The organism is Pseudomonas canadensis (assembly GCF_000503215.1).
Taxonomy (GTDB): Bacteria; Pseudomonadota; Gammaproteobacteria; order Pseudomonadales; family Pseudomonadaceae; genus Aquipseudomonas; species Aquipseudomonas canadensis.
This window is the reverse complement of record NZ_AYTD01000013.1, coordinates 1,267,439-1,291,594: the sequence shown is the minus strand read 5'-3', so window position 1 is coordinate 1,291,594 and position 24,156 is coordinate 1,267,439. Positions and strand designations below refer to the sequence as shown.

Here is a 24,156-nt window from a genome sequence, read left to right as displayed (position 1 = left end):
GTAAGTGAAACGGTTGTGACGCTTGCAGGAGGTTTTGTGGACAGTGTTGATTTGAATGTCCTGCGCAGCGTGCTCGAATGGCGCCGCGCCGGGCAGCGAGTAGTGTTGTACAGCGTGGTCCAGACCTGGGGCAGCGCACCACGCCCGCCAGGGGCGATGCTGGCGTTGCGTGGCGATGGTGTGGTGATCGGCTCGGTGTCGGGTGGTTGCATCGAGGATGACTTGATTGCGCGCCTGCAGGATGGTCGCTTGCCTGAAGACGGGCCGCCGGTGCAATTGGTGACCTACGGTGTGACCCGCGATGAAGCTGCGCGTTTTGGTCTGCCATGCGGTGGCACCCTGCGCCTGACCGAGGAACGCGTGGACGAGTGGGAGTGGGTGTGTGAGCTGCTGGCGCGGTGTGAAGATCACCAGATCGTCGCACGCGAGCTTGACCTGGCCACCGGCAAGGTCACCTTGGGCGGCGCGAGCAAGACGGATGTCGTCACTTTCGATGGCGAACGCTTGCGCGCGATCTATGGCCCGCGCTGGCGCCTGCTGTTGATTGGCGCCGGCCAGTTGTCGCGTTATGTGGCGGAAATGGCGCGCTTGCTGGATTTCGAAGTGCTGATCTGCGACCCGCGCGACGAATTCGTCTACGGCTGGGAAGAGCAGCATGGCCGCTTTGTACCCGGCATGCCCGATGAAGCGGTGCTGAACATCCAGACCGATGAGCGCACGGCCATCGTCTGCCTCACCCATGACCCGCGCCTGGATGATATGGCGTTGCTGACAGCGCTGAATTCATCGGCGTTCTATATCGGCGCACTGGGTTCGCGGGTCAATAGCCAGAAACGCCGGGAAAACCTCGCTGCGCTGGGGCTGTCCTCCGAGGCGATCGCACGCCTGCATGGGCCGATTGGCTTGCATATCGGCAGCCACACTCCGTCGGAGATCGCGTTGTCGCTGATGGCGGAAATTGTCGCGATCAAAAACGGTGTGGCGCCGATGCAGAAGAAACCATTGCCGGTGGTGGCTGAGTGACTGTCACAGCAATTGTGCTCGCGGCGGGGCAGGGCAGTCGCTTTCGTGCCGTGGCGGGGGTAGACCAGGATAAGTTGTTGGCTGATTGTGTGGGGCTGGATGGCGTAACACGGCCGGTGATCGAGCAGGTGCTGATGAGTCTGCCGGCAGCTGTGGTTGAGCGCTGGGTGGTGACTTCACCGGACCGGCTTGAAGTGATTCGCTTGGCAGAGGCCTACGGTTGCAAGGTCTTGCTGCTGCGCTCAGCAGGCATGGGTGACAGTATTGCGGCGGCGGTTGCAGCCAGTGCGGCGGCGGACGGCTGGCTGGTGGTGCTGGGAGATATGCCGTTTATCTGGTCGTCCAGCGTTGAACGGGTGATTGATGGGCTGGAGGAGGGTGACATCAGTGTGCCGGTGCAGGATGGGCAGTATGGGCACCCTGTGGCGTTTAGCCGGGCATCTGGGCCAGGGCTGATGGCGTTGAAAGGTGATCGTGGTGCCAGGCCGTTGTTTGCGCAGGCGAAGGTATGTGAAGTGTCTGTTGATGATCCGGGCGTGCTCTGGGATGTCGACCTGCCACAGTCTTTACATTACTCCCCACCCTAATTGTAGGCGCCGGCAAGCCGGCTCCTACGGTTGAATGTGTATCCGTAGTCAATAAAAAGCCCCGCCTGATCACTCAGGCGGGGCTTTTTAGTCGCTGCGCGAATCAGGCGAGAGGTTTGCTCTCGTGCTCTGCTTCCTGTGCTGCGGCAGCCGCTGCGGCGGCTTCGGCTTCCTTGCGACGACGACGCACTTCACGTGGGTCGTTCGGGGCACGGCCGTTTTCGGTCAGCGCGCTGACCGGTGCTGCTTCAACCACGGGGGCGGCAACTTCGGCAACCACCGGCGCTTCAACCACTGGCGCAGGTTCAACGACCGGAGCAGGCTCAACCACTGGGGCTGGCTCGGCAACCACGACTTCGGCAACCGGTGCTGGCGCTTCTTCTACCACAGTGGCAGGTTGTGGCGCTTCAACCGGCGCGGCAGGCTCGGCAGTCCATTGGAAGGCGGTCTGTTCTTCACGAACTTCGCGGACTTCACGTACTTCTGGCGCTGCTTCGACAACCGGTGCTTCAACCACCGCTTCAACCACTGGCTGAGGCTCAACCACTGGGGCGGGCTCAACCGCTGCCACTTCAACTTCTGGCTGGGCTTCTTGAACCGGGGCAACTTCCACTTCCGGAACAACCGGCGCTTCGATTGGGGTGGTGGCTTCGACAACCGGAGCCTCTACGACTGGCGCTTCAACTGCAGGCGCTTCAACAACCGGCGCTTCAACCACTGGGGTCTCGGCAGCAGGTGCTTCAACCGCTACGGTTTCTTCAACAGCAGCAGTGGCACGTTCAGCCTGTTCGTGAGCCTGGGCTTCAGCCGGTGCGCTGATGACCGAGCTGGCAACCGCAGCGGTAACGGCCAGGCCGGCAGCCAGTTCGGCGCCAGTCGGTTCGCTGGTAGCGGCTTCTGCGTTCTCGCCGGTCTCTTCCGAGCCTTCGATCACGTTGCCGTTGGCATCACGTTGACGCTCACGACGGTTGCTGCGACGACGCTGGCCACGGGAGCGGCGGCGTGGACGATCGCCTTCGGCGCCTTCCTGACCGTCTTCCTGCAGTTGCTCTTCGCCGGTCAGCACTTCTTCTTCGCTGGCGGCAGCGGCTTGTTCGGCACGCGGTTGACGCTCTTCACGCGGGGCGCGAGGTTGGCGTTCTTCACGTGGCGCACGCTCTTCACGCGGCTGGCGAGCTGGACGCTCTTCGGTAGCAGCAGCGGCGGCACCGGCTACAGCAGGGGCTGCGTCCAGCGGCTCACGCAGTTCGCGCACACGTTCTTCACGCTCGCCACGTGGCTTGCGGTCTTCACGCGGGGCACGTGGAGTGCGCGGTGCACGCTCTTCGCGTGGTGCGCGTTCTACGGTCGGGGTTTCTTCACGGGCTTCGCGAGGGGCACGTTCTTCGCGTGGAGCGCGTTCTTCACGCGGTGCACGTTCTTCGCGCGGCTTGCGCTCTTCGTCACGACGACCATTGCGGTTACGGCTCTGCTGGCGACCGTTGCGACGTTCTTCGTTGCGCGCAGGGCGCTCGGCGGCAGGTTTCTCAACCACAACCGGAGCAGCTGGCTCTTCCTTGGTGGCGAACAGGCTGACCAGCGACTTCACCAGGCCTTTGAACAGGCTTGGCTCAGGCAGGGCGGCCGGTGCGGCAACTGGCGCGGCGACTTCGGTCGGAACCGGTGCGTTGGCGCGGGCCGGCGCGGTCTTGACTGCGGCTTCCTGGCGAACCAGGGTGCGGGTCGCGGCAGCAGGCTGGACCTCTTCCACTTCGGCAGCGGCAGCGGCGATTTCGTAGCTGGACTGGCCGCTGTGGGCTTCCGGGCTGTCGTCACGCAGGCGCTGCACTTCGAAGTGCGGGGTTTCGAGGTGATCGTTCGGCAGGATGACGATACGGGCACGGGTGCGCAGTTCGATCTTGGTGATCGAGTTGCGTTTTTCGTTGAGCAGGAACGCTGCAACCGGGATCGGCACTTGCGCGCGGACTTCGGCGGTGCGGTCTTTCAGGGCTTCTTCTTCGATCAAGCGCAGGATCGCCAGCGACAGCGATTCAACGTCACGGATGATGCCGGTGCCGTTGCAACGCGGGCAGACGATGCCGCTGCTTTCGCCCAGGGACGGACGCAGGCGCTGACGGGACATTTCCAGCAGGCCGAAGCGCGAAATGCGGCCGACCTGTACGCGGGCACGGTCAGCTTCCAGGCATTCGCGGACTTTTTCTTCCACGGCGCGCTGGTTCTTGGCCGGGGTCATGTCGATGAAGTCGATCACGATCAGGCCGCCGATGTCACGCAGGCGCAGCTGGCGGGCGATTTCTTCAGCCGCTTCCAGGTTGGTTTGCAGGGCGGTTTCTTCGATGTCGCTGCCTTTGGTCGCACGCGCCGAGTTGATGTCGATGGACACCAGGGCTTCGGTCGGGTCGATCACGATGGAGCCACCGGAAGGCAGTTCGACCACGCGCTGGAAGGCGGTCTCGATCTGGCTTTCGATCTGGAAACGGTTGAACAGCGGAACGCTGTCTTCGTACAGCTTGATCTTGCTGGCGTACTGCGGCATCACCTGGCGGATGAAGGTCAGGGCTTCGTCCTGGGCTTCAACGCTGTCGATCAGCACTTCGCCGATGTCCTGGCGCAGGTAATCGCGGATGGCGCGGATGATCACGTTGCTTTCCTGATAGATCAGGAACGGCGCGGAACGATCCAGGGACGCTTCTTTGATAGCGGTCCACAGTTGCAGCAGGTAGTCGAGGTCCCACTGCATTTCTTCGCTGCTGCGGCCCAGGCCTGCAGTGCGAACGATCAGGCCCATGTCGGCCGGTGCGATCAGGCCGTTCAGCGCTTCACGCAGTTCGTTGCGCTCTTCGCCTTCGATGCGACGGGAAATGCCGCCGGCACGTGGGTTGTTTGGCATCAGGACCAGGTAGCGGCCGGCCAGGCTGATGAAGGTGGTCAGGGCTGCGCCCTTGTTGCCACGTTCTTCTTTTTCTACCTGGACGATGACTTCCTGGCCTTCGCTCAGGACGTCCTTGATGTTCACGCGGCCTTCAGGAGCTTTCTTGAAGTATTCGCGGGAGATTTCTTTGAGTGGCAGGAAGCCGTGGCGCTCGGAGCCGAAATCGACAAAGGCAGCCTCAAGGCTTGGTTCGATGCGAGTAATACGGCCTTTATAGATGTTGGCCTTCTTTTGCTCGCGTGCACCGGATTCGATGTCCAGGTCGTAGAGGCGTTGGCCATCTACCAGTGCAACACGCAACTCTTCGGGTTGAGTTGCGTTAATCAGCATTCTTTTCATGTTGTACCGTCGGTTTCCGGGCTGCCGGAAACGGCGTTCGGCACACACGACTTCTCACGGTCGGTGTCAGGTGCGTCAAGAGTGGTTGGCCACTCCAGTGTCCAGCAAAAACCAGCCAATTGGGCCGGTATCGCGACGGACGCGTCCTGCTTGTTAGCGGTGGTGACAAAGGCACCACTTCAACAAAAGCTAAGGTCAGGAGGAGGAATCAACCGGCGACTGTGGACGAGATGAAGCGTCTAAATATAAGCCTAGTGCTACACAGTCCGACGGTTGTGCATCTCCACCCTACACGTATCCCTGATAATTCGGGTGCTGCCGCGCGCAGAATCCGCAGCGGGTTGGCATTTACCGTGTTCTCCAATGGGGAGTCCACGCTCATGGCTAAACAAGACTAGGTGTGGGCGGTTGCGCTCTCACTCAGCTCTTAACAGGCGTTGTTTCCGAAGTATTCGCCGTGGTCTGGTCCAAGACTGACTGCACTTTGTGAACTGGCCGTAAATATCGGCGCAGAACGCGAGTATTCACTCTGCTTTCTGCACTCGCTTCAGGCCTCATGTCACCTGCGCTTGTTACAATCTTGAGCCTTCCAGGGTGGCGAAAGCCCCGTAGGACGGCCTCGCGTCCTGATGAATTGCGATGGTCAGGGCCGGCAGTTTGCCGCAAGTCCTCTGTCCAGGCCGCTTTTGGCGGCGTTCGCGACTATAGCAGCAATGATTAAGTGCTTCAATTCCATAAAAAATTGTTATCATCGCCGCCATGACGACTACCGCCCCCCAGACCCCCAGCGTCCAGCTGCTTGAGGTCTCGCCGGAATATGCCGGCCAACGCATCGACAATTTTCTCCTGGCCAGGCTCAAAGGCGTGCCCAAGACCTTGATTTACCGCATCTTGCGTAAAGGTGAAGTGCGGGTGAACAAGGGCCGGATCAAGCCCGAGTACAAGTTGCAGGCGGGCGATATCGTCCGTGTGCCGCCGGTTCGCGTGCCGGAGCGTGACGAGCCTGTGCCATTGGCGCAGGGGTTGCTGCAACGCCTGGAAGCCTCGATTGTCTTCGAAGACAACAAGCTGATCGTGATCAACAAGCCTTGCGGCATTGCGGTTCACGGCGGCAGTGGACTGAATTTCGGCGTGATCGAAGCCTTTCGTCAGTTGCGCCCGGACGCCAAGGAGCTGGAGTTGGTCCATCGCCTGGACCGTGACACCTCTGGCCTGCTGATGATCGCCAAGAAGCGCAGCATGTTGCGCCACCTGCACACCGCCCTGCGTGGCGATGGTGTGGACAAGCGCTACATGGCGCTGGTGCGCGGTAACTGGGCCAGTTCCATCAAGAGCGTCCGTGCGCCGTTGCAGAAGAGCAACCTGCGTTCCGGCGAGCGCATGGTGGAAGTGGACGAGGAGGGCAAAGAGGCCCTGACCCTGTTCAAGGTGCTGCGCCGCTTCGGTGACTTCGCCACCCTGGTCGAGGCCAAACCGGTGACTGGGCGTACCCACCAGATCCGCGTGCACACCCTGCACGCTGGTCATTGCATCGCTGGCGATACCAAGTACGGCGACGAGGATTTCTCCAAGGAGATTCGCGATCTGGGCGGCAAGCGCCTGTTCCTGCACGCTTACATGCTCACCGTGCCGCTGCCCGATGGTGGCGAGTTGAAGCTGCAGGCGCCGGTCGATGAAATGTGGGCCAAGACCGTGGAGCGCTTGAGTGTCGCACCTTGATTACAAACTGCTGATTTTCGATTGGGACGGCACTCTGGCCAACTCCATTGGCCGGATTGTCGAGTCGATGCATGCAGCGTCGACCCGCTCGGGCTACGCGCTGTGCACCGATCATGCGGTCAAGGGCATTATCGGCCTGGGCCTGCCTGAGGCCATTCGTACCTTGTACCCCGAGATCAGTGACGCCGAGCTGGTCACCTTCCGTGATCACTATGCCGATCACTACATCGCCCTGGAGGCCACGCCTTCGCCCTTGTTCGACGGTGTGGTGCAGTCTCTGGAGACGTTCCGCGCCGAGGGTTATCACTTGGCCGTCGCCACCGGCAAGGCGCGTCGCGGGCTGGACCGTGTGCTCAAGGCTCACGGTTGGGAAGATTATTTCGATATCACCCGTGCCGCCGATGAAACTGCCAGCAAGCCTCACCCTCTGATGCTGGAGCAGATCCTGGCCCATTGCGGCGTGTCGCCACGCCAGGCCTTGATGGTGGGTGATGCTTCCTTCGACTTGATGATGGCGCGCAATGCGGGCATGGACAGCGTGGCGGTCAGTTATGGCGCCCAGGCTGCCGAGGCCTTGCAGCAATACGAGCCGCGTCTGACGATCGATCATTTTTCCGAATTGCAGGCCTGGCTCGGCCGGGTCCGATAAGTCTTTGCTGGGGTTGATGGCATGAGTGACGAGTGGAAAGCGCCCGAAAAGGCTGAAAGCAGTGATGACAAAAGCTGGAAGCTGCTGGAGAAAACCCTCCTGGCCAGCGTTCAGGAGCAGCGTCGTGCACGGCGTTGGGGGATCTTCTTCAAGCTGCTGACGTTCGTCTGGCTTATCGCCATGCTCGCCTTGTTCAGCCCGCTGATGGACATGGAAAAAAGCGCAACCCGTGGCGCCAATTACACCGCGTTGATCGAAGTGCGCGGGGTGATTGCCGACAAGGAGTCCGCCAGTGCCGACAACATCGTCAGCAGCCTGCGTGCTGCGTTTGAAGACCCCAAGGTCAAGGGCGTGATCCTGCGCATCAACAGCCCGGGTGGCAGTCCGGTGCAGTCCGGCTATGTGTATGACGAAATTCGCCGTCTGCGTGGCTTGCACCCTGATATCAAGCTGTATGCGGTGATTTCCGACCTGGGGGCTTCGGGTGCTTATTACATCGCCAGTGCTGCTGATCAGATTTACGCCGATAAGGCTAGCCTGGTGGGGTCCATTGGTGTGACGGCGGCCGGTTACGGGTTTGTCGGCGCCATGGAGAAGCTGGGGGTGGAGCGTCGCACCTACACGTCGGGCGAGCACAAGTCGTTCCTTGATCCGTTCCAGCCGCAGAAGGCTGACGAGACCCAGTTCTGGCAGGGCGTGCTCGACACCACCCATCGCCAGTTCATCGCCAGCGTGAAGCAGGGGCGCGGCGATCGTCTGAAGGATAAGGATCATCCGGAGTTGTTCTCCGGCCTGGTGTGGTCGGGCGAGCAGGCGTTGCCGCTGGGTCTGATCGATGGCCTGGGCAGTGCAAGTTCGGTGGCGCGGGATGTGATTGGCGAGAAGGAGCTGGTGGACTTCACGGTTGAGGAATCGCCGTTTGATCGTTTTTCCAAGCGGCTCGGTGCCAGCGTGGCGGAGAAGCTGGCCTTCTATATGGGCTTCCAAGGCCCATCCCTACGCTGAAATACCCTGTAGGAGCCGGCTTGCCGGCGATAGCGATGGGTCAGCCGGCATTGGCGGTGGCTGATCCACCGTTATCGCTGGCAAGCCAGCTCCTACAGTGGTTTTGTGGTGTTCTCAGGGGATTTGCACACCTTCGGCGAGCAGCATGTCGACCAGTCGTATCAGTGGTAGGCCCACTAAGCTGGTCGCGTCCGGCCCTTCGGTGCTCTGGAACAGGCTCACACCCAATCCTTCTGCCTTGAAGCTACCTGCGCAGTCATACGGCTGCTCAATCCGCAGATAGCGCTCGATGCGTTCAGCATCCAGTTCGCGCATGTGCACGCTAAAGGGTACGCAGTCGACCTGGCAGTGCCCCGTCTCGCTGTTCAGCAGTGCCAGTCCGGTGAGGAAGCTGACGCGCTTGCCGCTGGCCGCCAGCAATTGTTGGCGGGCGTTCTCGAAGGTGTGGGGCTTGCCGATGATCCGGCCGTCGAGTGCCGCGACCTGGTCGGAGCCTATAATCAGATGCCCTGGATGGCTGGCGGCGAGTGCACGGGCTTTCTGTTCGGCCAGGCGCTTGACCAGTTCAATGGCGGATTCATTTTCGCGGTGGCTCTCGTCGATATCCGGCGAGCTGCAGATGAACGGCAGGTGCAGGCGGCTCAGCAATTCCCGGCGATAAACCGAGCTGGATGCGAGTAATAAAGGCAGCATGGGCGTCTCCTCAGGGTAGTCGGGGATTCTAGCGGGGCGACCGGCTGACGCACAGGGCTGAATTTCCTTTGACATGGCTGGGTGCATCCCTATAATGCTGCGCCTATGTTGAATGACCCGATTCCACCTCACGTTGACCCGCGCAAATTGGCTGATCGTGGCACTTCCCTTCAAGGTGAGTTGCTGCTGGCCGATTTGGAGAGACTCTGCGACCCGCTTTCCGACACTGTCGGTACGGTGCAGGCCAAATTCGTTTTTGAACGAGATGAACGTAAGTCTGTGGTAATCCACAGCTTTATCGACACCGAGGTCAAAATGGTTTGCCAGCGTTGTCTTGAGCTGGTCACCCTGCCGATCCACAGCGAGTGCAGTTATGCTGTGGTGAAGGAGGGTGCGAATACCCAGTCGTTGCCGAAAGGTTATGACGTGCTGGAACTGGGCGAAGATCCTTTGGATCTGCATGCACTGATCGAGGAGGAGCTTCTGCTCGCCTTGCCCATTGTGCCTGCTCATCATCCGGAAGAATGCCAGCAGCCGGCGGGTCTCGATGACGAGCCCGAACCGAGCGAGGACGAGGTAACGCGGTCCAACCCGTTCAGTGTATTGGCGCAGTTAAAGCGTGACCCAAACGTTTAGGAGTTAATCAATTATGGCTGTTCAGCAGAACAAAAAATCCCGCTCTGCCCGTGACATGCGTCGTTCGCACGATGCCCTGACGGCGAGCACTCTGTCTGTAGAAAAAACCACCGGTGAAATTCACCTGCGTCACCACGTATCGCCAGAAGGCGTATACCGTGGTCGTAAAGTGATCGACAAGGGCGCTGACGAGTAATCACTTGTCTGCTCTAGTCATCGCGATAGACGCAATGGGCGGGGACTTCGGTCCCCGCAGCATTGTTCAGGCCTGCATTGCCAGCCTGACTGCAACACCCTCGCTGCACCTGACCCTAGTCGGTCAACCCTCCCTACTTGAAGAACTGATTGCCAGCCATCCGGCGGTGGATCGCGCGCGCCTGACGATTACTCCGGCCAGCGAAACCATCACCATGGATGAAAAGCCGGCCTCTGCCCTGCGTGGCAAGCCCGACTCTTCGATGCGGGTGGCGCTGGAGCTGCTGCGTGATGGCAAGGTGCAAGCCTGTGTCAGCGCCGGCAATACCGGGGCGTTGATGGCGTTGTCTCGGTTTGTACTCAAGACCTTGCCCGGCATTGACCGGCCGGCGATGGTGGCGGCAATTCCAACGCAGAAAGGCTATTGCCAACTGCTGGACCTGGGGGCGAACGTCGATTGCAGTGCCGAGCACCTGTTCCAGTTTGCGGTGATGGGCTCGGTGGCCGCCGAGGCGCTGGGCGTGGCCCGCCCGCGGGTGGCGTTGCTGAATATCGGTACCGAAGACATCAAGGGTAACCAGCAGGTCAAGCTGGCCGCCACTTTGCTGCAAGGCGCGCGTGGCTTGAACTACATCGGCTTTGTCGAGGGGGACGGCTTGTATCGCGGTGAGGCGGATGTAGTGGTGTGCGACGGGTTCGTCGGCAATATCCTGCTCAAGTCCAGCGAAGGCCTGGCTACCATGATTGCCACGCGTATCGAGGCTTTGTTCAGGCGGAACCTGGCGTCCCGTCTCGTTGGCGCCCTGGCGCTGCCGTTGATGCGCCGCCTGCAGGCCGACCTGGCCCCGGCGCGGCATAATGGCGCGAGTTTCCTGGGCTTGCAGGGCATTGTGGTGAAAAGCCATGGATCGGCGGGTGTGGAAGGCTTTCAAAGCGCGATTGCGCGGGCCCTGATCGAGATCCAGGAAAACTTGCCGCAACGCTTGCACGGCCGTCTTGAGGACCTGTTGCCTTAGGCGAATCGGCCCGAGAGTGCTTAAATGTGACCGGCCAGTTCAATTGTCCATCCAATCTGTCAGTTTCGTGCGCTCCCACCGTAGGAGTGCGCATTTTTGACGACCAGATCATTAGGGGCTTGTTACATGTCTACATCCCTCGCATTCGTCTTTCCAGGGCAGGGTTCACAGTCCCTCGGCATGTTGGCCGAGCTGGGCGCGCAGTACCCGCTGATCCTGGACACCTTTAAAGAGGCTTCCGACGCCCTCGGTTACGACCTGTGGGCACTGACCCAGCAAGGGCCGGAAGAGCAACTCAATCAAACCGATAAAACCCAGCCGGCCATCCTGACCGCTTCGATCGCCCTGTGGCGCTTGTGGCTGGCGGAAGGCGGCGAGCGTCCGGCATTCGTTGCCGGTCACAGCCTGGGCGAATACAGCGCCCTGGTGGCTGCGGGCAGCCTGACCCTTGCTGAGGCGGTCAAACTGGTCGAGCGCCGTGGCCAACTGATGCAAGAAGCCGTTCCGGCCGGGCAGGGCGGCATGGCCGCGATCCTGGGTCTGGACGACGCCGTGGTGATCGAAGTTTGTGCTGAAGCGGCCCAGGGCGAAGTGGTCAGCGCCGTGAACTTCAACTCGCCTGGCCAGGTGGTGATCGCCGGTGCCAAGGCGGCCGTTGAGCGTGCCATCGAAGGCTGCAAGGCCCGTGGCGCCAAGCGTGCGTTGCCGCTGCCGGTGAGCGTGCCGTCGCACTGCGAGCTGATGCGCCCGGCGGCCGAGCGCTTTGCCGAGTCCATCGCCGCCATCAACTGGCAGGCGCCGCAGATCCCGTTGGTGCAGAACGTCAGCGCAGCCGTGGCTGCCGACCTCGACACCCTCAAGCGCGACCTGCTGGAGCAACTCTACAAGCCCGTACGCTGGGTTGAATCGGTCCAGACCCTGGCGGCCAACGGCGCCACCGAGCTGGTCGAGTGCGGTCCGGGCAAAGTCCTGGCCGGCCTGAACAAGCGCTGCGCCGACGGCGTGTCGACTGCCAACCTCAATACCCCGGATGCCTTCGCTGCCGCTCGCGCGGCACTGGCCTAATCCCCGAACTAAGGAGAAGCCTGCATGAGTCTGCAAGGTAAAGTTGCACTGGTTACCGGCGCAAGCCGTGGCATTGGCCAGGCGATCGCCCTGGAACTGGGCCGTCAGGGCGCCGTTGTGATCGGCACCGCCACGTCCGCTTCGGGCGCCGAGCGTATCGCCGCGACCCTGAAGGAAAATGGCGTGCAAGGCACTGGCCTTGAGCTGAACGTGACCAGCGATGAGTCCGTGGCTGCCGTATTGGCCGAGATCACCGCGCAATTCGGTGCGCCGGCGATTCTGGTGAACAACGCCGGTATCACCCGCGATAACCTGATGATGCGCATGAAAGACGACGAGTGGTACGACGTGGTCGACACCAACTTGAACAGTCTGTTTCGCCTGTCCAAGGGCGTTTTGCGCGGCATGACCAAGGCGCGTTGGGGCCGAATTATCAATATTGGCTCCGTAGTGGGTGCCATGGGCAACGCAGGCCAAGTAAACTACGCCTCCGCCAAAGCCGGTCTGGAAGGTTTCAGCCGTGCCTTGGCACGTGAAGTCGGCTCGCGGTCGATTACGGTCAACTCGGTGGCCCCAGGGTTCATCGACACCGATATGACCCGCGAACTGCCGGAAGCACAGCGTGAAGCCTTGCTGACGCAGATTCCGCTGGGCCGTCTGGGCCAGGCTCAAGAGATCGCGAATGTGGTCACTTTCCTGGCATCCGACGGTGCGGCATACGTGACTGGGGCTACAATCCCGGTGAACGGCGGGATGTACATGAGTTAAATTGTGACGGATCGCTTCAAAAAAATGTCATACGAGCTGTCTAAAATCCGTTATAAAGCTGCAACTTAATTTATAGGCAGGTGGCCGACCGGGTACAGGGTGAAGCTTTCAGTTGAAAAGCTGAAATGGCTTTCTATACACTTACCCACTGGCCAGCTGCCTGAATTTGTCCATTAGGAGTTAAACAAGGTATGAGCACCATCGAAGAGCGCGTCAAGAAAATCGTCGCCGAGCAACTGGGCGTTAAAGAAGAAGAAGTGGTCAACACTGCTTCCTTCGTAGAAGACCTGGGTGCCGATTCCCTTGACACCGTTGAGCTGGTGATGGCTCTGGAAGAGGAATTCGAGACCGAAATCCCGGACGAAGAAGCTGAAAAAATCACTACTGTTCAAGCTGCTATCGACTACGTTACTAGCCACCAGGCGTAATAGTTTGTAGTCGTCGCTTGCTGTCAGGGAAAAACCGCACTGCTGTAACGGCGTGCGGTTTTTTCTTTAGCCCTGATGAAAAACAAGCGCTGAAGCAAAAGTGTCGTCATTAGAAAAAGGAGAGTGCTGTGTCGCGTAGACGCGTCGTAGTCACCGGTATGGGTATGTTGTCGCCACTGGGCACGGATGTGCCGAGCAGTTGGCAGGGCATTCTGGCTGGCCACAGTGGTATTGGTCTGATCGAACACACGGACCTTTCTGCCTATTCCACCCGTTTTGGCGGCTCGGTAAAGGGTTTCAATGTCGAGGAATATCTCTCGGTCAAAGAATCCCGCAAACTCGACCTGTTCATTCAATACGGCTTGGCAGCCGGTTTTCAGGCAGTGCGTAACGCTGGCCTGGAAGTCACCGACGCCAACCGTGATCGCATCGGCGTGGCCATGGGTTCGGGTATTGGCGGTTTGACCAATATCGAAGAAACCAGCCGCACGTTGCACGATTCCGGCCCCCGTCGAATTTCACCGTTCTTCGTTCCGGGCTCAATCATCAACATGATTTCCGGTTTCCTGTCGATCCACTTGGGCGCACAGGGGCCTAACTACGCTATCGCCACGGCGTGCACCACCGGCACGCACTGCATCGGCATGGCTGCACGCAACATCGCTTATGACGAAGCCGACGTGATGATCGCTGGTGGCGCCGAGATGGCGGCCTGCGGTCTCGGCATGGGCGGCTTCGGCGCGTCCCGTGCGCTGTCGACCCGCAACGACGAGCCGACCCGCGCCAGCCGTCCATGGGACAAAGGCCGTGACGGTTTCGTCCTGTCAGACGGTGCCGGTGCCCTGGTGCTGGAAGAGTTGGAACACGCCAAGGCGCGTGGCGCCACCATCTACGCCGAGCTGATCGGCTTCGGCATGAGCGGCGATGCTTACCACATGACTTCGCCACCGTCCGACGGTGCCGGTGCTGCGCGTTGCATCACCAACGCCTTGCGTGACGCGAAGGTCAATGCGGACAAGGTGCAGTACATCAACGCCCACGGCACGTCGACTCCGACTGGCGACTTGGCGGAAGCCGAAGCCATCAAGTCGGTGTTCGGCGAGCATGCCTACAAGCTGGCGGTCAGCTCCACCAAGTCCATGACCGGCCACTTGCTGGGTGCGGCGGGCGCGGTCGAAGCGATCTTCAGCGTCATGGCCATCAAGGACCAGGTCGCTCCGCCGACCATCAACCTGGATGAGCCGGACGAAGGCTGCGACCTGAACTTCGTGCCCCACGAAGCGCAACCGATGCCGATCGACGTGGTGATCTCCAACTCGTTCGGTTTTGGCGGCACCAACGGTTCCCTGGTGTTCCGCCGGTTCGCCGAGTGATGCACAGCTGGGTCGACGGTCAGCCAGCGGACAGCGTGCCCCTGAAAGATCGTGGCCTGGCGTATGGCGATGGGCTGTTCGAGACCATCGCCGTCAGAGCCGGGCAGCCGGTGCTGCTCGACCGTCACCTGCAACGCCTCGCTGAGGGTTGCAGGCGCCTCGCCTTGGTTGCGGATCATGGGTTGATTCGCAGCGAAGTGCTGGCCTATGCCGCCGCCCTCGGCGACGGTGTCCTCAAGTTGATCCTCACCCGTGGCGACAGCCTGCGCGGTTATGGCATCAACCCTGGCGCGCCGGTGCGCCGTATTTTGCAGGGCAGTCCGCCCGCTACCTATCCTCACGCCCATGCAGTCGACGGCATCCGTCTATTTGCGTGTGCGACCCGCTTGGCCGAGCAGCCGTTGCTGGCCGGTCTCAAGCACCTCAATCGCCTCGAACAGGTAATCGCCCGTGCCGAGTGGCAAGACGCGGAGCACGCTGAAGGCTTGATGCTGGATGTGTCCGGGCGTGTCATCGAGGGCGTGTTCAGCAACCTGTTCCTCGTGCGCAACGGCTTGTTACTAACCGCTGATCTGACCCGTTGCGGCGTTGCCGGCGTGATGCGTGCCGAGATTCTGGCCCAGGCAGATCGACTGGGCCTCCCGGTGGCCGTGGCCCACATCGATCTTGAGCAGTTGCAGCAGGCCGACGAAGTCTTCGTGTGCAACAGCGTTTATGGCATTTGGCCGGTGCGCGGTTGTGCTGGGATGAGCTGGCCGGTTGGGCCGCTCACCCGTAAACTGCAAGGCATTGTTCGCGCGCTATTGGAAATTTGAGTTGATACGAAAACTGGTTGTACTGCTGCTGATCGGTCTGTTCTCGGCGGCTTTGCTGTTGGGCTATGGCGCCTGGAAATACGACGCGGCCCTGAAGCAGCCCTTGAACGTGACTCAGGAGCAATTGCTCGATGTGCCGGCCGGGGCGACCCCCACCGGCACCTTCAATCGCCTGGAAGCCGAGGGTGTGCTGGATGGCGCCTTCTGGTTGCGCCTGTACTGGCGCTTCAACCTTGACGGCCAGCCTCTGCACAGCGGCGAATACCGCATGACCCCTGGCATGACGGCGCAAGGCCTGATCGGCCTGTGGCAGCGTGGCGAAGTGGTGCAATACAGCCTGACGCTAGTGGAAGGCTGGAACTTCCGTCAGGTGCGCTCGGCGTTGGCCAAGCATGAAAAGATCGTGCAGACCCTCGCAGGCCTTAGTGACAGCGAAGTCATGGACAAGCTCGGCCACCCCGGCGTGTTTCCCGAAGGGCGGTTCTTCCCCGATACCTATCGCTTTGTGCGTGGCATGACCGACGTCGAATTCCTGAAAAAAGCCTACAACCGCCTGGATGATGTCCTCGCCCAGGAGTGGAGCAAGCGCTCTCCCGATGCGCCGTACACCGACCCTTATCAAGCGTTGATCATGGCCTCCCTGGTGGAAAAAGAGACCGGCGTACCCGAAGAACGTGGGCAGATCGCCGGGGTATTTGTGCGGCGCCTTAAGGTCGGCATGCTATTGCAGACTGACCCGACGGTGATCTACGGCCTGGGTGAACGCTACAACGGCAAGTTGACCCGCGCCCACCTCAAGGAAGCCAACCCCTACAACACCTATATGGTCGCCGGCCTGCCGCCGACGCCCATCGCAATGGTCGGCCGCGAGGCGATTCATGCCGCGCTGAACCCGGTGCCGGGCAGCAGCCTGTATTTCGTTGCCCGAGGTGATGGCAGCCATATTTTCTCTGATGATCTGGATGCGCATAATGCCGCCGTGCGGGAGTTCCAGCTCAAGCGCCGCGCTGATTATCGCTCCAGCCCGGCGCCAGTGGTGAAGCCTGCGGAAGATGCAACGCCGCCGGCCGATGTGCCCGTTGAAAAGCCTGCCGAGTCTGCGCCAGATGTTGAAGCGCCGCAAAACCCGCAATAATTCTGACTAAGGACTGCCTGTGACTGGCTTGTTTATAACCCTGGAAGGCCCCGAAGGCGCCGGCAAAAGCACCAACCGTGATTACCTGGCTGAGCGTCTGCGCAGCGAAGGCATTGAGGTGGTGTTGACCCGCGAGCCCGGCGGCACGCCACTGGCCGAGCGTATCCGCGAAGTGCTGCTGGCGCCGGGTGAAGAGCAGATGAACCCGGACACCGAGCTGCTGTTGGTGTTCGCCGCCCGTGCCCAGCACCTGGCCGAAGTGATTCGTCCGGCCCTGGCACGCGGTGCCGTGGTGATCTGCGACCGGTTCACCGATTCCACCTATGCCTACCAGGGCGGTGGTCGGGGCCTGTCCCTGGAACGCATCGCCACCCTGGAAACCTTCGTTCAAGGCAACCTGCGCCCTGACCTGACCCTGGTCTTCGACCTGCCGGTGGAAGTGGGCCTGGCTCGCGCCAGCGCCCGGGGTCGCCTGGATCGCTTCGAGCTGGAAGGTCAGGCCTTCTTTGACGCCGTACGCACCGCGTTCCTCAAGCGTGCCGCGGCCGAACCTGCACGCTACTACCTGCTGGACGCCGCCCAACCGCTGGCCCAGGTGCAGCACGCCATCGACGCGCTGTTGCCGACACTGCTGGAGCGCGCCCGTGGCTGAAGCCTATCCGTGGCAGGACAGCCTGTGGCAACAACTGGCCGGCCGCGCGCAGCACGCCCACGCCTACCTGTTGCATGGGCCGGTCGGGATCGGCAAGCGTGACCTGGCCGAGCGCCTCATGGCCAGCCTGCTGTGCCAGCGCCCGGTCAACCTGGAAGCCTGCGGCGAGTGCAAGTCGTGCCTGTTGCTCAAGGCCGGCAGTCACCCGGACAACTACCTGCTGGAGCCCGAGGAAGCCGACAAGGCGATCAAGGTCGACCAGGTGCGTGACCTCGTCAGCTTCGTGGTGCAGACCGCGCAGATGGGCGGGCGCAAGGTCGTTTTGATCGAGCCGGTGGAGGCGATGAACATCAACGCCGCCAACGCCTTGCTCAAGAGCCTGGAGGAGCCGTCCGGCGATACCGTGTTGCTGCTGGTGAGCCACCAGTCCAGCCGTCTGTTGCCGACCATCCGCAGCCGCTGTGTGCAGCAGGCATGCCCGCTGCCGAGCGAGGCCATGAGCCTCGAATGGCTCGCGCAGGCGTTGCCGGACTGCGGTCAGGACGAGCGGGTCGAACTACTGACCCTAGCGGCCGGTTCGCCATTGGCGGCGGTCAAGCTGCAAGCCCAGGGCGTGCGTGAGCAACGCGCGCTGGTGGTGGAAGGCGTGAAGAAACTCATCAAGCAGGAAGTGTCCGCCACTCAACTGGCCGAAAGCGCCTGGAAGGACATTCCCCTGCTGCTGCTGTTTGACTGGTTCTGCGACTGGTCGAGCCTGATCCTGCGCTACCAACTGACCCAGGATGAAAACGGCCTGGGCCTGCCGGACATGCGCAAAGTGGTGCAATACCTGGCGCAGAAAAGTGCCCAGGACAAGGTGCTGACGATCCAGGACTGGATCCTCGCGCAGCGCCAGAAGGTACTCGGCAAGGCCAACCTTAACCGCGTGCTGTTGCTTGAGGCGCTGCTGGTGCAGTGGGTTGGCTTGCTCGGCCGCCGTTAAATTCTGTGGCCGACAGGTGTATCGTCGGCCAGACACTTTTCGTGACTGAAGTTGTAGATCCCTATGCTCGTAGATTCCCATTGCCACCTCGATCGCCTTGACCTGACCCAGCACGGCGGTTCCCTTGATGCTGCCCTCGAAGCCGCGCGCCAGCGCGGAGTAGGGCACTTCCTGTGCATCGGCGTCAGCGCGGAAAACGCGGCCGACGTCAAAGCCCTGGCCGAGCGTTATGCCGATGTGGATTGCTCGGTGGGCATTCACCCGCTGGACCTGAAGCCTGGCGAAGCACCTGCCCTCGACTGGCTGCTGAATGAGCTCAATCACCCGCGCGTAGTGGCCATCGGCGAAACCGGCCTGGATTACCACTACGAGCCCGAAGCCGCCGAGATGCAGCAGGCTTCGTTTCGCCTGCACCTGCAAGCCGCCCAGCAGACCGGCAAACCGGTGATCGTCCACACCCGTGGCGCCCGTGCCGACACCCTGACCCTGCTGCGCGAAGCCGCGCTGCCCCAAGCCGGCGTGTTGCATTGCTTCACCGAGGACTGGGACATGGCCAGGGCGGCCCTGGACCTGGGGTTCTACATTTCCCTGTCGGGCATCGTCACCTTCCGCAACGCCGACGCCCTGCGCGACGTTGCGCGCCAAGTGCCGGCCGACCGCTTGCTGGTGGAAACCGACTCACCGTACCTGGCGCCCATTCCTCATCGCGGCAAGCCGAACCTGCCGGAATACGTGCGTGATGTGGCGGATTACCTGGCAATGCTGCGTGGCGAGTCCTACGAGCGTTTTGCCGAGCAGACCACCGAGAACTTCAAGCGCCTGTTCCCGCTGGCTCACGTCGCCGGCTGACGCGGCCAAATCGCAGGCAAAAAAAACCCGGGTTCTGGGGGGTGAATCCGGGCTAAGACCATTAGGAGTAAAACAAGGGCACACGGTCCGTTGGTACCCAGGTCGGCGCTTCACTTGGGGGAGATGTCACGCCGACAGTTCAAGTATTGATCAGTATCCGATTCAGTCCAGTCGCGACTGGTCGTTTTTTAAACAGATTTGGAATACGAGCGCTTCGCTTGAGTTCTCATTGGGCAGGTGCACGGCGGCGGTTGTTGCGTATTATTTCTGACTGAGATCCATGAAAACGTTGGCGCGCTGAAAGTAAAGTGCGTTTGCGGTTCACATAGGCATTGCCCAGCGACCGTTCAGTCGGGATAATCCCTCGCACCGGGTAAATCGTATCGCCGCGTATCCGTGGCCGTGCGTAACCCTCCCTATTTTGACCTTTGCAGACCTCTTCCTCATGCACAAAGAACCCCGTAAGGTCCGTGAGTTTCGCCGCCGTGAGCAGGAAATTCTCGACACCGCCCTCAAGCTGTTCCTCGAACAGGGTGAAGACAGCGTCACCGTCGAGATGATCGCGGATGCCGTGGGTATCGGCAAAGGCACGATCTACAAGCACTTCAAGTCCAAGGCGGAAATCTACCTGCGCCTGATGCTCGACTACGAGCGCGACTTGAACGAGTTGCTGCATTCGGCCGACGTCGACAAGGACAAGGAAGCCCTGTCCCGCGCCTACTTCGAGTTCCGTATGCGCGACCCGCAGCGCTACCGCCTGTTCGACCGCCTGGAAGAGAAGGTGGTCAAGGGCCATCAGGTGCCGGAGATGGTCGAGGAGCTGCACAAGATCCGTGCTTCCAACTTCGAACGCCTGACCCTGCTGATCAAGGGCCGCATCAGTGAAGGCAAGCTGGAAGATGTGCCGCCGTACTTCCACTACTGCGCCGCCTGGGCCTTGGTGCACGGCGCCGTGGCGCTGTACCACTCGCCGTTCTGGAGCAATGTGCTGGAAGACCAGGAAGGTTTCTTCCAGTTCCTGATGGACATCGGCGTGCGCATGGGCAACAAGCGCAAGCACAGTACCGAGCATCCACCGCTGGAATCGCCTTCCACGTAATGATTTGCTGCCACGCGTAGTACCCCAGGAATATACTCAGGCAAGGACTCTTGCTAAAAGCTGATTTATCAGTCAGCTTTTAGCGCGCCCGAATCATCCTCTGCCGGAGTGATCCATGATCGTTGATCGTCAAGGCAGGCGTTTTCGCAATTTGCGGATCAGCCTGACCTCAGCCTGCAATTACGCGTGTACCTACTGCGTGCCGAATGGCAAGCGGCTGGTGGCTGCCCAGGACGAGCTCTCGGCCGAGGCCATGGCCCGTGGTGTGGAATACCTGATCGAAGCGGCGGGCATCGACCGCCTGCGCATCACCGGCGGCGAACCGCTGGTCAGCCCCAAGCTGGAAGCCTTCATGGGCGCCGTCGGGCAGATGGGCCTCAGTGACATCAGCCTGACCACCAATGGCCAACTGCTGGCGCGCAAACTGCCGCTGCTGGTGGACGCCGGGATCAAGCGCATCAACGTCTCCCTCGATACCCTGGATGCGGATGCCTTCCGCAGCATCGCGCGTGGCGGCGACTTGGCCACCGTGCTCGACGGCATGGACCAGGCCCGCGCTGCCGGAATCAAGATCAAGGTCAACATGGTGCCGTTGCGCGGCCAGAACCTCGACCAAGTGATGCCGCTGCTCGATTACTGCCTGGAGCGTGGTTATGAACTGCGCTTTATCGAGCTGATGCGCATGGGCCATCTGGCCAAGGACTCCAACGCGTTCCTGCAGCAGTTTGTCAGCCTGCAACAGCTGCTGGGTTTGATTGGTGAGCAGCATGAATACCTGCAAGCCAATGCGCCTGTGGATGCCACTGCCGTACGCTACGAAATCCCCGGTAAAGGTTTCTTTGGTGTGATTGCCAACGAAAGCGTGCCGTTCTGCCGGACCTGTTCGCGGTTGCGGTTGTCGTCCACCGGCTGGTTGCATGGTTGCCTGTCGTCGAGCAACCGTCACTATGTCGGTGACCTGCTGGACAAACCCCGCCATCAAGCGCTGCCAGCGCTGCAGGGCCTGTTGATGAAGGCCTTGGGCGACAAGCAGGAAGTTGCCTTCTCCGGCGGCGCGACCATCATGAAGATTATTGGCGGCTGACGCCGAGCTTGAAGCTTGTAGCTGCTCCCCTGGCCCAGAACCTGCATCTCACGCCCATTCGCCGGTTTTCCGTCACCGGCTTCTGGAGGATTAGGATGCGTAGTCTGGTTTTGTTGCTGGCGTCGTTGACGCTGAGTGGTTGCATGACCGTCAGCGATATGGCCGAAGGCACCCGCTATCAGATGAGCGATGCCGGTTTGCTGGACCACAGCGATACCCGTCGCACCGCCTCGGTTCGCATACAGCCGGACTCTTTCGTGTTTATCGCCCAAGGTGCCTTTGTGCCGCCGGGCAGCGCTTATCCGCGTCCAAACGTGGTGGCCGAGGAAGCCTTCAACGGTTTCATCGAATATTTCCCCATGGTGCGTCGCGCCCGTCAGCCGGAAGGTCTGGAGCAGGCAATGTCCGAAGCCCGTGCGGCCGGCGCTCACTACCTGCTGTACTGTCGTTTCGCCAAGGCGGATGACCGTATCGGCAACGCCGATGAGTGGGCCGACCAGGAAGCCCTCGACCGTGTCGGGCTGGACAGCGGGGTCATCCAGATCATGTTGATCGAGACCAGCACCCAGTATTTGATCGATACTGCACGTATTCGCAGTCGTGGTGGTTTACTGACGTTCCACGACAACAAGCCACAAGATCTGATTGCCCGTCCACTGCGCCAGTACGCCCGCAGCCTGCTGGGCATGAGTGATCAATAAGCACCAGGAGAGCCCCATGACCGATTCCGCCAAGGCTAACGATCTGTTGGCCCAACTGCCCAAGGGCAAGGGACCGGCGCCGGTACACCTGTGGAACCCGGACTTCTGCGGCAACATCGACATGCGCATCGCCCGCGACGGCACCTGGTTCTATCAGGGTACGCCGATCGGGCGCAAGCCAATGGTCAAGCTGTTCTCCAACATCATCCGCCGCGATGGCGATGACTACTTCCTGGTCACTCCCGTGGAAAAGGTCGGCATCAGCGTCGATGATGCGCCGTTCGTGGCGGTAACGCTGGAGGTCGAAGGGCAGGGCGAAGGCCAGGTTCTGCGCTTTACCACCAACGTGGACGATCAGGTCGAAGCGGGCCTTGAACACCCCTTGCGGGTGGTGATCGACCCGGTCACCCAGGAGCCTGCCCCCTATCTGCGGGTGCGCACCAACCTCGAAGCCCTGGTGCACCGCAACGCGTTCTACCAATTGGTGGAGTTGGCGGTGAGCCGTCCGATCAACGGTCAGAACTGGCTGGGCGTCTGGAGCGGCGGGGAGTTTTTCCGTATCGGCCTGGAGCCTTGAAGCCGGTTTTTTCATCTCCCTGAAATAATTCGCTTGCTGCAAACGGCCGCTTTCGGTTATCAATTTGTACATGATTAGACATGTTCGATTTGATAAGAAAAAACGCGTCGTCGACGAGCTCATCCGCCGTATCGAGGGTGGAGTGATGGCCGACGGTTTCCTGCTGCCGGGCGAGCACCAACTGGCCGAAGAGTTCGCGGTCAGCCGCGGCACCCTGCGCGAAGCCCTCGCCGAACTCAAGCGACGCAACTACATCGCGACCCAGAGCGGCGTCGGCTCCATCGTCACGTTTGACGGTATGGTGCTCGACCAACGCAGTGGTTGGGCTCAGGCCCTGGCCGACACAGGCGCGCGGGTGAACACCGACATCCTGCGCCTGGAAGCGGTCACCCGCCCGGACCTGTTCAGCCGTTTCGGCACCGATCAGTTCATCGCCCTTGATCGCCGCCGCCGCACCACCGATGGCACGGCGGTGTCCCTGGAACGTTCGCTGATGCCTGCGTCTGGCGGCCTGGAGAGCCTGCCTAAAGTCGGCCTGATCGATGACTCCCTGACCATCACCCTGGCCGCCTACGGTTACGTCGGCGCCGAAGGGGACCAATGGATCGGCGCCGAACCCCTCAGCGATGAAGATGCAGAATTGCTCGGTCGCCCCGCAGGCACGGTGTTCCTCAAGGCGTCGCGTACCACCTATGACCGTCGCGAGCGCTTCATGGAGTACGTCGAAAGCTTGCTCGATCCACTGCACTTTCGCCTGCACCTCCAGTTTGGAAACTCGAAATGACCCCGCACAACCGCGCCCTCGGCGCCTTCTACGGCTTGGCCTTGGGCGATGCCCTGGGTATGCCGACCCAGTCCTTGAGCCGCGAGCAGGTCCGGGCGCGCTTCGGCGCCATCACTGGCCTGGAAGATGCCGACGCCGACCAGCCGATTGCGCCGAACATGCCCGCCGGCTCCATCACCGATGACACCGAGCAGGCGATCCTGGTGGGGGAATTGCTGGTGGAAGGGCAGGGCGTCATCGAACCGACGGTGCTCGCCCAGCGTTTGATCGATTGGGAAGCAGTGATGCGCGCCAAGGGCTCGCAGGATTTGCTCGGCCCCTCCACCAAGCGCGCGATCGACATGATCCTCGCCGGTCACACGCCGGAAGAGTCCGGCCGCTACGGCACCACCAACGGCGCTGCGATGCGCATCACCCCGGTGGGGATCGCCGCCGACGTCAGCGACCCGGCGCGGTTTATCCAGGCGGTGATCCAGGCCTGTCAGGTCACCCATAACACCACCCTGGGGATTTCCAGTGCGGCGGCGGTGGCTGCGGTGGTGTCGGCCGGCATCAACGGTGTGGACCTGGGCGAAGCACTGAACATAGGCACCCAGATTGCCCGGCAGGCTGAAGGCTATGGTCACTGGATTGCCGGCGGGCGTATTTCCACGCGCATCAGTTGGGCACGCACTTTGAGCGTCGGCAGTGGCGACAAGGCCCTGTTCGCCGATCTGCTGTATGAATTGATCGGTACTTCGGTCGCGTCCCAGGAGTCGGTGGTGGTGTCGTTTGCCCTGGCCCAGCAAGTGGCGGTGGGTGAGATGAGTGCGTTGGAGGCCTTGTGCCTGGCCGCCAGCCTTGGCGGTGACACAGACACGATTGCCGCCATTCTCGGCGCCATGCTGGGTGCGTGCCTGGGCATGCAGTGCTGGCCTGACGCGATGATCGAACAGGTCAAAGAGGTCAATGGCCTGGAGTTGCAGCCGCTGGTTCAAGAGCTGTTGAAAATGCGCTGAGTCAGGACGACCGGAAACACGATTCGCTTTGTACCCCTGCCACAACCACAAC

General features: G+C 61.2%; 25 protein-coding genes. 23 read left to right on the top strand and 2 right to left on the bottom strand.

From position 1 onward, the window contains the following. Positions 1-36 precede the first annotated feature (36 nt). Entirely contained in the window at positions 37-1,023 is a 987-nt protein-coding gene (locus U367_RS0114785; RefSeq protein WP_028617587.1) for an XdhC family protein, read from the top strand. After that, positions 1,020-1,610: a nucleotidyltransferase family protein gene (locus U367_RS0114780; protein ID WP_028617586.1), complete on the top strand. Its 591-nt coding sequence runs from the start codon at positions 1,020-1,022 to the stop codon at positions 1,608-1,610. Before U367_RS0114785 ends, U367_RS0114780 begins: the two co-directional genes overlap by 4 nt. Positions 1,611-1,713: 103 nt before the next feature. On the opposite strand, the gene rne is transcribed toward U367_RS0114780, so the two are convergent. Further along, the gene (rne, locus tag U367_RS0114775; RefSeq protein WP_028617585.1) at positions 1,714-4,872 is read right to left on the bottom strand and encodes a ribonuclease E; all 3,159 of its coding nucleotides are present in this window, start codon (positions 4,870-4,872) and stop codon (positions 1,714-1,716) included. Between the two features lie 768 nt (positions 4,873-5,640). Here rne and rluC point away from each other — a divergent pair. The 3 genes from rluC to U367_RS0114760 are packed head-to-tail and all read left to right on the top strand — an operon-like array spanning position 5,641 to position 8,254. Next, on the top strand, positions 5,641-6,600 hold the full coding sequence (rluC, locus tag U367_RS0114770; RefSeq protein ID WP_028617584.1) for a 23S rRNA pseudouridine(955/2504/2580) synthase RluC: 960 nt from the start codon (positions 5,641-5,643) through the stop codon (positions 6,598-6,600). Further along, positions 6,587-7,249, top strand: coding sequence for an HAD-IA family hydrolase (locus tag U367_RS0114765; protein ID WP_028617583.1), 663 nt, complete (start codon positions 6,587-6,589; stop codon positions 7,247-7,249). Before rluC ends, U367_RS0114765 begins: the two co-directional genes overlap by 14 nt. Before the next feature lie 21 nt (positions 7,250-7,270). Then, complete coding sequence (locus U367_RS0114760; protein ID WP_028617582.1) at positions 7,271-8,254, top strand: S49 family peptidase; 984 nt, start codon at positions 7,271-7,273, stop codon at positions 8,252-8,254. A 114-nt stretch (positions 8,255-8,368) separates the two neighbouring features. Here the strand turns inward: U367_RS0114760 and U367_RS0114755 are convergent, their stop codons facing one another. Continuing rightward, positions 8,369-8,947 (bottom strand): Maf family protein, encoded by a 579-nt coding sequence (locus U367_RS0114755; protein ID WP_028617581.1) that lies wholly within the window; start codon positions 8,945-8,947, stop codon positions 8,369-8,371. 105 nt (positions 8,948-9,052) lie between these two features. Between U367_RS0114755 and U367_RS0114750 the strand changes: the two genes are divergently transcribed. The 18 genes from U367_RS0114750 to U367_RS0114665 all read left to right on the top strand — a co-directional run bounded on the left by U367_RS0114750 (position 9,053) and on the right by U367_RS0114665 (position 24,104). Further along, positions 9,053-9,583 (top strand): YceD family protein, encoded by a 531-nt coding sequence (locus tag U367_RS0114750; protein ID WP_010566563.1) that lies wholly within the window; start codon positions 9,053-9,055, stop codon positions 9,581-9,583. 13 nt (positions 9,584-9,596) lie between these two features. Further along, a complete protein-coding gene (rpmF, locus tag U367_RS0114745; RefSeq protein WP_008152339.1) occupies positions 9,597-9,779 on the top strand; it encodes a 50S ribosomal protein L32 in 183 nt (60 codons plus the stop codon). 4 nt (positions 9,780-9,783) lie between these two features. Continuing rightward, positions 9,784-10,794 (top strand): phosphate acyltransferase PlsX, encoded by a 1,011-nt coding sequence (plsX, locus tag U367_RS0114740; RefSeq protein ID WP_073860031.1) that lies wholly within the window; start codon positions 9,784-9,786, stop codon positions 10,792-10,794. 126 nt (positions 10,795-10,920) lie between these two features. Further along, a complete protein-coding gene (gene fabD, locus U367_RS0114735; protein WP_028617579.1) occupies positions 10,921-11,859 on the top strand; it encodes an ACP S-malonyltransferase in 939 nt (312 codons plus the stop codon). 24 nt (positions 11,860-11,883) lie between these two features. Further along, positions 11,884-12,627, top strand: a complete 744-nt coding sequence (gene fabG, locus U367_RS0114730) for a 3-oxoacyl-ACP reductase FabG (protein ID WP_005790544.1) — start codon at positions 11,884-11,886, stop codon at positions 12,625-12,627. Positions 12,628-12,818: 191 nt separating this feature from the next. Beyond that, positions 12,819-13,055 carry an acyl carrier protein gene (gene acpP, locus U367_RS0114725; protein WP_003175607.1) on the top strand — a complete coding sequence of 79 codons (237 nt, stop codon included), beginning with the start codon at positions 12,819-12,821 and terminating at the stop codon, positions 13,053-13,055. Between the two features lie 128 nt (positions 13,056-13,183). Then, on the top strand, positions 13,184-14,428 hold the full coding sequence (gene fabF / locus U367_RS0114720; protein ID WP_028617578.1) for a beta-ketoacyl-ACP synthase II: 1,245 nt from the start codon (positions 13,184-13,186) through the stop codon (positions 14,426-14,428). Then, the gene (gene pabC, locus U367_RS0114715; protein ID WP_028617577.1) at positions 14,428-15,243 is read left to right on the top strand and encodes an aminodeoxychorismate lyase; all 816 of its coding nucleotides are present in this window, start codon (positions 14,428-14,430) and stop codon (positions 15,241-15,243) included. Before fabF ends, pabC begins: the two co-directional genes overlap by 1 nt. A gap of 1 nt (position 15,244) precedes the next feature. Beyond that, the gene (gene mltG / locus U367_RS0114710) at positions 15,245-16,378 is read left to right on the top strand and encodes an endolytic transglycosylase MltG (protein ID WP_028617576.1); all 1,134 of its coding nucleotides are present in this window, start codon (positions 15,245-15,247) and stop codon (positions 16,376-16,378) included. A gap of 19 nt (positions 16,379-16,397) precedes the next feature. Further along, a complete protein-coding gene (tmk, locus tag U367_RS0114705; protein ID WP_028617575.1) occupies positions 16,398-17,030 on the top strand; it encodes a dTMP kinase in 633 nt (210 codons plus the stop codon). Further along, positions 17,023-18,012, top strand: coding sequence for a DNA polymerase III subunit delta' (locus tag U367_RS0114700; protein WP_028617574.1), 990 nt, complete (start codon positions 17,023-17,025; stop codon positions 18,010-18,012). Before tmk ends, U367_RS0114700 begins: the two co-directional genes overlap by 8 nt. 63 nt (positions 18,013-18,075) lie before the next feature. Further along, a complete protein-coding gene (locus tag U367_RS0114695; protein WP_028617573.1) occupies positions 18,076-18,861 on the top strand; it encodes a TatD family hydrolase in 786 nt (261 codons plus the stop codon). Between the two features lie 445 nt (positions 18,862-19,306). Then, a complete protein-coding gene (locus U367_RS0114690; RefSeq protein ID WP_028617572.1) occupies positions 19,307-19,960 on the top strand; it encodes a TetR/AcrR family transcriptional regulator in 654 nt (217 codons plus the stop codon). A 115-nt stretch (positions 19,961-20,075) separates the two neighbouring features. After that, positions 20,076-21,044, top strand: a complete 969-nt coding sequence (locus U367_RS0114685) for a GTP 3',8-cyclase MoaA (protein WP_028617571.1) — start codon at positions 20,076-20,078, stop codon at positions 21,042-21,044. A gap of 95 nt (positions 21,045-21,139) precedes the next feature. Beyond that, positions 21,140-21,745 (top strand): DUF4823 domain-containing protein, encoded by a 606-nt coding sequence (locus tag U367_RS0114680; RefSeq protein ID WP_016979738.1) that lies wholly within the window; start codon positions 21,140-21,142, stop codon positions 21,743-21,745. A gap of 16 nt (positions 21,746-21,761) precedes the next feature. Further along, entirely contained in the window at positions 21,762-22,322 is a 561-nt protein-coding gene (locus U367_RS0114675) for a DUF1285 domain-containing protein (protein ID WP_028617570.1), read from the top strand. A gap of 70 nt (positions 22,323-22,392) precedes the next feature. Then, positions 22,393-23,106, top strand: a complete 714-nt coding sequence (locus tag U367_RS0114670) for a GntR family transcriptional regulator (RefSeq protein ID WP_050587884.1) — start codon at positions 22,393-22,395, stop codon at positions 23,104-23,106. Beyond that, entirely contained in the window at positions 23,103-24,104 is a 1,002-nt protein-coding gene (locus U367_RS0114665) for an ADP-ribosylglycohydrolase family protein (protein ID WP_028617568.1), read from the top strand. The genes U367_RS0114670 and U367_RS0114665 overlap by 4 nt, the downstream gene beginning before the upstream one ends. The last annotated feature ends 52 nt before the right edge of the window (positions 24,105-24,156 follow it).